4 protein-coding genes are annotated in these 9,920 nt (G+C 59.8%); 2 read left to right on the top strand and 2 right to left on the bottom strand.

The annotated features are described in order from the left end of the window. The first annotated feature begins 126 nt into the window (after positions 1-126). Both obgE and IRZ24_RS11745 read left to right on the top strand, forming a co-directional pair. Positions 127-1,425 (top strand): GTPase ObgE, encoded by a 1,299-nt coding sequence (gene obgE / locus IRZ24_RS11750; protein WP_297164312.1) that lies wholly within the window; start codon positions 127-129, stop codon positions 1,423-1,425. Between the two features lie 412 nt (positions 1,426-1,837). Then, complete coding sequence (locus tag IRZ24_RS11745; protein WP_297164309.1) at positions 1,838-5,821, top strand: tetratricopeptide repeat protein; 3,984 nt, start codon at positions 1,838-1,840, stop codon at positions 5,819-5,821. Positions 5,822-5,940: 119 nt separating this feature from the next. On the opposite strand, the gene IRZ24_RS11740 is transcribed toward IRZ24_RS11745, so the two are convergent. Both IRZ24_RS11740 and IRZ24_RS11735 read right to left on the bottom strand, forming a co-directional pair. Continuing rightward, complete coding sequence (locus IRZ24_RS11740) at positions 5,941-8,037, bottom strand: hypothetical protein (RefSeq protein ID WP_297164306.1); 2,097 nt, start codon at positions 8,035-8,037, stop codon at positions 5,941-5,943. Positions 8,038-8,263: 226 nt separating this feature from the next. Beyond that, positions 8,264-9,835 carry a UDP-N-acetylmuramoyl-L-alanyl-D-glutamate--2,6-diaminopimelate ligase gene (locus IRZ24_RS11735; protein WP_297164303.1) on the bottom strand — a complete coding sequence of 524 codons (1,572 nt, stop codon included), beginning with the start codon at positions 9,833-9,835 and terminating at the stop codon, positions 8,264-8,266. Positions 9,836-9,920: the final 85 nt, after the last annotated feature.

Raw genomic sequence — 9,920 nt, 5'->3', positions numbered from 1 at the left:
TTTGGCGGTGCTGGCTAAGCGCTCCCTCTTTCCCTGCGATCTCCTTTGTGCTATAGTATAACATCGCGTTATAATCCAGTGCTGAGACAAGCCAGACTTTGCCTTTATTGTTGCAGGATTGCATCTATGTTTTACGATCAGGTCAAGATCTTTGTTAAAGCTGGAGATGGGGGGAACGGGGCAATCCATTTTCGCCGTGAAAAATATGTGCCGCGTGGTGGACCAGATGGGGGAGATGGCGGGCGAGGAGGTAGCGTATATCTACGAGCCAGCGCGGCGGTCAATACCCTCATTGAATATCGCTACCATCAGCATTTCAAGGCTGGCAACGGGCAGCCGGGCAGGCGGCAACGCATGCACGGGGCCAGCGGTGAAGATATAGAGCTGATTGTGCCCTGTGGCACCCTGGTCAAGGATGCTGAGACGGGGGAGCTGCTCGCTGATCTGGTAGAGAATGGTCAACGCGTGATGGTCGCGCGTGGCGGACGCGGTGGCCTGGGCAATGTGCATTTCGCCACGCCGACGAATCAAGCGCCGCGTGAGGCCCAGAACGGCGAGCCGGGTGAAGAGCGCTGGCTCCTGTTGGAGCTGCGGCTCATTGCCGATGTAGGGCTGGTTGGCTACCCGAACGCTGGGAAATCGACCCTGCTATCGGTCGTAACAGCGGCTCGGCCCAAGATCGCCGACTATCCCTTTACGACCTTGACGCCGAATCTGGGGGTAGTGCAACTAGGCCAGGCCGGCAGCCCTGACCTGCTCAGTTTTGTACTGGCAGATATTCCTGGGCTGATAGAAGGGGCCGCCCAGGGGGCAGGCCTGGGTCTCGAATTCCTGCGCCATATTCAGCGGACGCGCCTGCTGATCCATCTCCTGGACGGAGCCTCTGAGAACGATCCCTGGGAGAATTTCCAGGCCATTAACCGCGAACTAGAGAGCTATGACCGCCAGCTCGCGCGCCGTCCACAGATCGTCGTCCTCAACAAAATGGACCTGCCCCAGGCTCGCGAGCGCTGGCCGGCCCTCAAGGAACGACTTGAAGAGGCTGGCTATCCAGCCTTTGCCATCTCAGCGGCAGCCCATCAAGGAACCACCGAGCTCATGCAGGCCGTGGCTCGCCGTCTGGAAGAGATTAAACGCCAGGAGCAACAAGAGACCGTGGCTACCGGGCTGCCGGAGCAAGGCCCTGTTCTGCGCCCGGTGCCCGAGGATGCCTTTACCATTAGTAAAGAGGATGGCGTCTTTGTCGTGCGTGGCAAGCGTGTCGAGCGAGTTGTTAGTATGACGCGCCTCGACAGCAGAGAGAGCATGAACCGTTTGCAGGTCACCCTGGAGAAGATGGGGGTGACGCGTGCTCTAGAGGAGGCGGGTGTCCAGGTGGGCGACGTGGTGCGCTTTGGTAAGGTGGAACTTCTCTGGGGTGAGTAGAGGGAAAGCGCTCTCCTCGGGGCATCTTCAGGCAGCCGGTGGCAGGGGGATCGGCCGCTCTGGGCTATCTTGCTCCTTGTCACCGGCGCCGCGCTTTGAGGTGGGGCAGTCAGGCCGCGGTGAGATGGCAATGGGGCCAGGCGACGCCCAGTCCATCCCTAATCGGGGGCTGCCAGAACATCAGCCCCAAGAGGGAGGGAACTCGCTGCCCGGCAATCTAGACCTTGCCCCTGGGTTGGTTGCATCTGCTGCAGGGGTCTCCGGTCTGATCAATTTCGCTCCTACTGCCTGGCTTTCTGTGCTATACTGTAAGACTGAAGCTGAGAACTTTCACAATCGCTGAAGTCTTTCTACTAGAAAACCCGCGTAGCAAAGCGCGCTGCCATTATGGAAGAGAAGAGTGACCGCACAAATGGGTGAGACACTAAATATCCTCTTTCGCACCCGCGCTGAGGGCGGCTTTGCCGTGGAGGTCCGGGATAGCTGGTCCGGGAAGAGTGTCAGCGGCGACTTCATTCCCCCGTTTACCCCGCGTTCCCTTACCGCGCTGCTCAAGCGCCTTGATCGTCAAGAGATTGATGGACAGGGGCAGCGTGAGATCGGCGAGCGACTCTTTGCAGCCCTCTGTGGGAAGCACCCCGGAGCTTCCGGGCGGGCTGGCGCTGGCCTCAATGGGGCGCATGAGCAGAGTGAATCCGTAGGCGGTCTGCTGCATAGTGTGATTCAGCGGACCTTGCGTCGGCGTGGCACGGTAGCGCTCACGCTCAGCTTTACGCCTGGTTGCGATGAGTTCATTCCCTATCCTTGGGAGCTATTGCACAACGGTGAATATTTCCTGGTAGCCACTGGCGTCTTTACGCTGACCCGTATTCTGCTGCGCCCTGATGGGCCAGGGGGCTGCGAGTTGCCTGTACATCCCCCGCTGCGCGTCCTCTACATTGGAGCGACGCCTGTGGACTGTGAGCCGCTGGAGACCGAGCGTAGCTATGATGCTCTGCGCCGCAGCCTTGCACTTCTGATCGAGAATGGCCAATTGATCCTCGATCGACTGGAGCCATGCACCTTCAGTGAACTTGTACGTTATCTGAACGCCTATGGAGGTGCTGGTATTCTCGACGATAGCGAAGTGCAGATCCCCTGTTATGTCGTCCATTTTGACGGCCACGGTGACTATGGGCGTGTCTGCCCGCGGGAAGAGTGCGGGGCTTTCAACGAACCTGATCAGAAGCGTTGTCGAGTCTGTGGTACTTCGCTGGCCCGCGTGAGTGCCCAGACTTATCTCTGTTTCTGTGACGAGCAAGGGAAGCACTGCTACATTGATACCCACTCTCTCCGTGAGCTGTTGGTCACCAGTGATGTCCGCCTGGTAGTGTTGGCAGCCTGCGAGACGGCGCGCCTGGAACGCGAGCGCTCCCGTCAGCGGCAGGTAGCCCTTGACAACTCGCTAGCCACTGCTCTTGTCACGGCCCAGATCCCGGCGGTTGTGGCTATGCCCTTCTCACTGCAGGACAACCTCAGTCCAGTCTTTATCTACCATTTCTACGAGGCCCTGGCCCGCGGGCGTACCCTTGAGGAAGCCCTCTCGCGGGCGCGCCATGCCTTGCTTTCCCCGCATCACAGTGGCTGGTTCATCCCGGTCCTCTATCGGCATGCTAGCCCTGGCTGTGAGGAGCCGGTCCCTCTGCTAGTCCAGGAGGAAGAGGCAGAGGAGCGAGATCTCTTCTTGGCGAACTTTCCCGTTCCCACCTGCTTTGTTGGCCGTGAGCGTGAGCTTAGTGAGCTGACACAGCTCATTACGGCGGCGGCCCAGGCTAAAGAAGAACTCCCCAACCTACGCGGGCAACAACCGCGTTCGCGTCTGCGTCAGATCGTCCTGACTGGTCCAGTCGGTATCGGCAAAAGCGCCCTGGCTTTCGAGGTGGCACGGCGTAATCGCGATAAGTTCCCAGGCAGCGGAGGCGTGATTGGGATCTCGCTGCAGGGAGGCAAGACCTTCGCGGAGGCGATTGTCGAGATGGCACAGGCTTTTCCCGGCCTGGCCAGTCGCTTACTGATAATACCGGACTTGCGTCAGCGTGCGCGCTATCTGCTCAATGCCCTGCATGCTCGTAGTGATCGCGAGCTTCCCTGCTTGTTGCTCATCGATGGCTTTGAGGAGGTGACCGATCAGACCGAATCGAAACTATGGCTCCGTTTCCTTGGGGAGCTGCCTGAGCGCGTGGTCGTTCTGCTAACCTCACGCTCGCATCCGGCCACGCTCGGTCTGCAGGAAGGGGCGGCCTGGCGTTGGTATGAGTATCCGCTTGGTAAGATGACCGACGAGGATCTGCTGAGGCTCTTTAGCGTGCTAGCGGCTCAGAGCGGCCTTGACAAGCGCATTCATCTCGATGATCCGGTTCAGCAAGAGATTCTGCGCGAGATCTGCGTGCTGCTGGATGGCTATCCACTGGGAGCGGAATTGATCTTCGGGGCGGCCCGCTCTATTGGAGGCAAGGTCTTTACGCCCGAGGCTGCCACACGCTCGCTCGAAGAGATTCGCGATGAGCTGCGTGAAACGCCGCTAGCTGGAATCTGGGCGGCCCTGGAGGTAGCCTATCTGCGTCTCTCGCCGGCGGCGCGCCTCCTACTCTCCTATCTCTCCGCTTTTCGTCTCCCCTTCAGTACCAATCAGATCGTTATGCTCATTGCTCCCCACAGTGCTGAAAAGCCGCCGCTCCCACTCTCGTTGATGGGTCCGACCGTGTCAGCCGAGGTGTCGAAGGACAACGAGTGCACTGCTGGCAGACTGCAAAGCGCTGGCGCGCTCGTTCCTGAGGAGCTAGCCGCCAACTGGCGCGCAGCTCGTGACGAGCTGGTCCAGGCTTCATTTATGGGCTTCGATGGAAGGGTCTACAGCATTCACCCACAGGTGCGCAACTTTGCCCTCTCCTATCTGCCGGCTGAAGAACGGCGGCGGGTGCATCGCGTCGTCGCCTCCTATTACTTGGGGTTGCCTCATCTTAGCCCCGAGGAATGGTTTGCGGCCTTTGAGCACCTTGTCGGAGCCGGGGAGCTAGAAGAAGCGGTTCGCACCGCGGTGCGTGCCTCCTGGGCCTTATGTGGGCGGGGCTACGCGTCCCAGTTGCTGGCTATTCTGCGCCGTGCCGGCTCCTATGCTGTGCGCATTGAAGATAAGACGGGTGAAGGACAGATTCAGTGCTGTCTAGGGGCCATTCTGCGCCAGCTCGGTAACTATACCGAGGCCGTAGCCTGCCTGAAGCGTAGCCTACAATTGCATCAGGAGCAGCATCAGCAAGCAGAGGCTGCCTGGACCTTCTACGAGCTGGCTATGCTGGCGTGTGACGAAGGCAACCTTAGCCAGGCTGCCGACTATGCTGCTCAGGCCCTGGCGGGCTTCGAGCACGAGGGCAACCGCAAAGGTACAGCCTGGGCCTTGCTGGTTCAAGGCGAAATCTCGCGGCGCGCCGGTCGCTATCGGGAAGCTCTCGCCTGCTGCCGCTCGGCGCTGGCCGAGCTGCGAGCCACTGATGACCAGGAGGGATGTGCTTGGGCCTTGCTCCAGTGCTGCCGGAACTGGCTGGCACTGGCCAACTACAGCGAGGCGCAGGCTGCTTGTCAGGAGTCTCAACGCCTCTTTGCCTCACTAGGGCTACGTATCGGTAGCGCCTGGGCCCTTGCTCAGCAAGCATTGCTCTCGCTGGAAAAGGCACATCTTGATGACGCCGATCAGGCCAGTGCCCTGGCACTGGAGATCTTCCAAGAGCAAGGCATGCGTCCGGGGGAAGGACTGGCGCTCTGCATCAGAGGAGGGGTACGGCGTGCCCTGGGCGATTGGGGGAGTGCTCGCAGCTTCTATGAGAAAGCCCTGACCATTTTCACGGGCCTGGGCAACCGCGCTGATCAGGCCCAGGTGCTCACTGCCTTAGGCGCGCTGGCGCTGGCCGAGGGCGCTCTTCACGAAGCTGGTGAATATTTTGAGCAAGCGCTTTCCCTGGCTCAGGAGCAAGAAGCGCGTCCCTTGACAGTGCAAGCTCTGCGAGGCTTGGGAGATACGGCGCGCCTACTCAGGGCTTTCAGCGAGGCTCGGGCCTACTATGAACAGGCGCTGGAGCTGGCAACCGAGCTGGGAGCACCACTGGAAATCAGCGCTGTCCACCAGGGATTGGGTGAACTGGCCCGGGCCTTGGGTCAGCTTAGCAATGCGCAGCAACATTGGACTAAGGCCTTGCTCACTGACCAGCGCCTGGAGCATCCTGCCCGGCGTGCCCTCCAACAGCGACTTGAGAGCCTGCTTACTGAACAGACCGACCTGACAGAGCAGACAGAGTCACTGCCGGGCGGGGCGCCCCTCATCATCGCAGATGGAAAGCCAGACCCGGCCTCAGAGGCTTCCTGAGCCAAGGAGGCGGGTCTGATCTAGTGATCGAAAGCTTCCCTCCGGGCCTTCGCCAGCGCCTGGCTCATCCTGCCGACCAGTCACAAGCTCGACAGGAGAGCCAACCAGTGGCGGTCTAACTAGAGGTGCTGCTGGGAAGGGTGGCTAGAGCCTGTGCCGCGATGGAGCAAGCGCTGCAGCCAGTTCAAGAGCGAGCGCGAGCGAGCCGACTCGCTAGTTGGGCCATGCTCCCTCGAAGCAGGTGCGCGCCCTTCCAAGCCTGTCGCTGCTGTCAGGCGGCGAGCATCCAGCGCGCTGTGACCATTATGTGCGGCTTCCAAACGATTTTCACGCGACAGTGACTCCGGCGAAAGGCGCTCACTGCCCGAAGCGGGCTGGCGCTCAACTGCCTCTTCGACGGACCTGCTCGGCGGGCGAGGCCAGGACTCCTGAACAGCCTCTGTCGCTGTGCCACTCACCGGCTCATGGGGATTCGGCACATCTGCCGGGCCGAGATTCCCTGTAATCAGCGGTGGCTCCTGCTGTCTCAGCAGATCCTCCCGCTTAATCGGCTGTGTCTCCTGCTTCTCCAGTGCCAAACGGCTATCCAGTTCCTCAAGCAGGCGTGCAATCGCGGGGCGCAAGGCGCGATTGCCGGCCGGGATTCTGGTCCATTGTGCTAGCGCTGCGGGATAATAACCGGCGCGATAGCAGTAGAGACCAAGCATGGCCCGGGCATCAAAAATGGTCATCCGCTGCCAGAGTGCCAGCTCCTCAGCCGGAGTCTCAATCACATCCTCGCTAGCCTCAATCACCTCTACCAGATGGTAGAGAGGAATCCCCATGATGCGATAGGGAAAGCCATAGTAGAGAGCCAGGCGTCGGCGCCGCGAGCGCTCGGGGGGATGCTTCCCCACAAAATAGCGCCGTGTCCAGGAGCCGCTAGACCAGACGATCCAGGCCAGCAGCAAGACCAAGATGCGGCCTAGATAGCGCTGCCAGGTTTCAGGCGCCAGACCCACCATAACCCCGAGCACCGCGAAACAGGCACCCAAGGCCCAGGCTCCATAGACCAGGCGGCGTCGGTCCCAACCCAGCAGATCGAAATGATGGTGCAAGGGCGTTGCCAGGAAAGGTCGGGGAAACTCTGTATGGGGAATAAACTCGCGGGTACTTGCGAAGCGCAGCATTTGTAGCTGTCGCCGATAAAAGCGCGTAATCACACGCGCGGAAAGAGCCGAAAGGCCTTCCAGTACAAAGGCAGCGCCCACCAGGAAAAGCAGGGTCTCCTGGCGGTCGAAGATCGCGATCATCGCCAGCAAACCACCCAAGGCCAGCGCCCCGCTATCGCCCATATAGATCTGAGCCAGACGTTTAGCGCTACTGCGCCGTCCGCGCGCGGCCCAGGCCGAAGGCCAGTTCCAGGGGAGGTAGCCGAGCGTACTCCCAGCGCAGAGCAGAGAAAGCACCTCGACCACCTGGCCCTCTGGGCGGTCGATGATACCAGTGGTCACGATGCCAAAGGCCAGCGCGGCGCTAAAGACCAGGCCGCCCGCCAGTCCATCCAGGCCATCGCTGAAATCTACAGCCAGTGATGTCACACTTCCGGTTATGCCTGTCATCAACACCAGGAAGACCAGCCAGGCATAGTAAGCCAGCTCGCCCGGGTGCAAAGGGCAAGCACTCATCTCGGGACTGGCGTTCGGACAGATCAGATGGCCGATAATCGGCAGTCCGATATATGGGCTGTAGGACTCAGGACCTTTCGGCGTCAAGAAGAAATAGCAGGCTCCTGCAGCTACCGATAAGATAAATAAGCTACTGAACTTGGCGCGTTCCGACAACCCCTCATTGCTATAGACCTTGTGCCAGTCATCGACCAGACCAATCAGCATAAAGCCGAAGGTAGCCCCCAGGCCGATCAGCAGCAGCGTCCACTGCTCGCGAGTGTGGAACAACAGATAGCCAGCGGCCAGACCGGTGATCATCATCGCCAGCGTGAACGATGGTCCGCCTACTAAAGGCAGCTCGATGGTCTTAATCTCGCGTCCGCTAGCGGGTAGATCCGAGCGCAGATCGGCGCGGTGATGGCCAGGCTTATGCTCGCCGCTGCGGAATTTCGGAAAGAGCAATCGGGCAATACCGCAGAAAATCAGGCTAAGCAGTGCCGAGACCACGAAGGTCAGAATTAAGATGACCGGCACCAGATAGGCATCAGGAATGGCTGGTAGTCCCATAGGTTTTACTCCCCCGGGGCGAAAAGAGGCCCGGACACCGTGCTGACTAGCCCTGGCTCAGGTGAGCTCCTGCTGATCTCTCTCCACCCGCATAATTTTTCCGCAGTAATTGGCTCTCTCCAGCTTGGCAAGAGAAGCAGAAAGCAAAGAACATTCAGCATCAGAAAAGCTATCGCATTGATAAACAGCACAAATGCACTCCGTAGCTGAAAGGTGTGAGCAGCAGCTAGGAACTTAAGGTATTGTCGACATAGCCGAGCCGTTGCAGCTCTTCGCGGGCCACCTGTCGTTCATTCCAAGGTAGCTTTTCGCGGCCAACGATAATGCTCTGCTCATGGCCTTTGCCGGCCAGCAAGACTGTATCGCCAGGGCGGGCGATGGCCAGGGCCGTGGCAATTGCGGTACGGCGATCCGCGATGCAGAGAAAATCACGGCCCTCGAGCTTTCCTGCAGCTTTTGCGCCTGCAGCAATCTCCTGCAGGATTTTCTGGCGATCTTCTTCCCGAGGATCTTCATCAGTAATAACGAAGAAATCCGCCATCTGAGCAGCCACCGCGCCCATTGCCGGGCGTTTTTGCACATCGCGTTCGCCGGCGGACCCGAAGACCACCAGCAAGCGGCCAGGGGTTAGAGGGCGCAGCGTTGCCAGCACCTTCTGCAGACTATCGGGAGTATGGGCGTAGTCCACGATCACCGAGAAGGGCTGACCGGCGACCACATGCTCCATACGTCCGCTTACACCGCGAGCCTGAGCCAATCCCTGAGCGATCTCTGAGGGAGTCAGGCCCAGATGGTAGGTAGTGGCGATGGCGGCCAGGCAATTACTCACATTAAAGCGGCCCACCAAGCGAGTCGTCATCGACACGGGCTGGGACTCATGCGGAAAGCGGACGGCGAAGCGGGTGCCAGCGGCTCCCAAAGTCAGCTCTGTGGCCTGGAAAGTAGCAGGGGTATCGATCCCGTAGTCCAGCACCGGCGCGCGGCAGAAGGGCAGCAAAAAAGCAAAGCTGCTGTCATCGCGGTTCAACACTGCCGCTGCTCGGGTTGGCAGCGCCTTCCGGCGCTCGGGGTCCAGCATCTCGAAGAGGCGCGCCTTGGCGCGGCGATAATTTTCAACAGTGCCGTGGAAATCCAGATGCTCGGAAGTAATATTAGTCACCACACCTACATCAAACTCGCAACCGCGCACGCGTGCCAGTTCCAGGCCGTGAGAGGTCGCCTCAATCACCACGTGAGACACGCCGGCGTCGAGCATCCGCCGGAGAAGGGCTTGAATCTCCAGAGCCTCCAGGGTACTCTGGCGCGTTGTATTCTCCCACTCTGTCCCCTTCATTTTAAAATTGGCGGTCGTCATCAGCCCTGTAGCGATGCCAGCGGCCTCCAGAATTGTACAGATAAGATTACAGGTGGTTGTTTTACCATCGGTGCCGGTGACGCCGATGGTCCAAAGCTGGCGAGCCGGATAACCGTAGAAAGCGGCAGCCAGGTCGGCGAGAGCGCTACGCACATCGGCCACCTCGATATAGGGCAAAGGAAGAGGTGAGACTGCGAAGCCCTCCAGCGACTCACCGAGGGCGGCCACGGCGCCATGTGCGGCGGCTTCAGCCAAGAAGCGACGCCCATCGGTATGCGTGCCAGGCACGGCAAAGAAAAGCGTACCCGGCTCAACGCGGCGGGAATCGTAGGCGAGCTGAGTGACAGCGAGCTGCTCTATGGCAGCCGTCTCACTGAGAGCGCCGCCGGCATAGATAGCCAGTGGCGGTGATGGCAAAGCAGCCAACAACGTTTTCAGAATCATCTTACTTCAGGGATAAACAGGCTCCGTCTAGGCCTGTATTCCACGTGCTCTCTCCTGTGATAAAAGGCTCTTTCTAGTAATAGAT

Origin of the sequence: Thermogemmatispora sp., assembly GCF_019683755.1 — a bacterium.
GTDB lineage: Bacteria > Chloroflexota > Ktedonobacteria > Ktedonobacterales > Ktedonobacteraceae > Thermogemmatispora.
This window is presented reverse-complemented; position numbering and strand designations above follow the sequence as displayed.

Bases quoted from the DNA above. Each gene is read 5' to 3' on its own strand.
- obgE (WP_297164312.1), top strand. From the start codon at position 127: ATGTTTTACGATCAGGTCAAGATCTTTGTTAAAGCTGGAGATGGGGGG.
- IRZ24_RS11735 (WP_297164303.1), bottom strand. From the start codon at position 9,835: ATGATTCTGAAAACGTTGTTGGCTGCTTTGCCATCACCGCCACTGGCT.
- IRZ24_RS11745 (WP_297164309.1), top strand. From the start codon at position 1,838: ATGGGTGAGACACTAAATATCCTCTTTCGCACCCGCGCTGAGGGCGGC.
- IRZ24_RS11740 (WP_297164306.1), bottom strand. From the start codon at position 8,037: ATGGGACTACCAGCCATTCCTGATGCCTATCTGGTGCCGGTCATCTTA.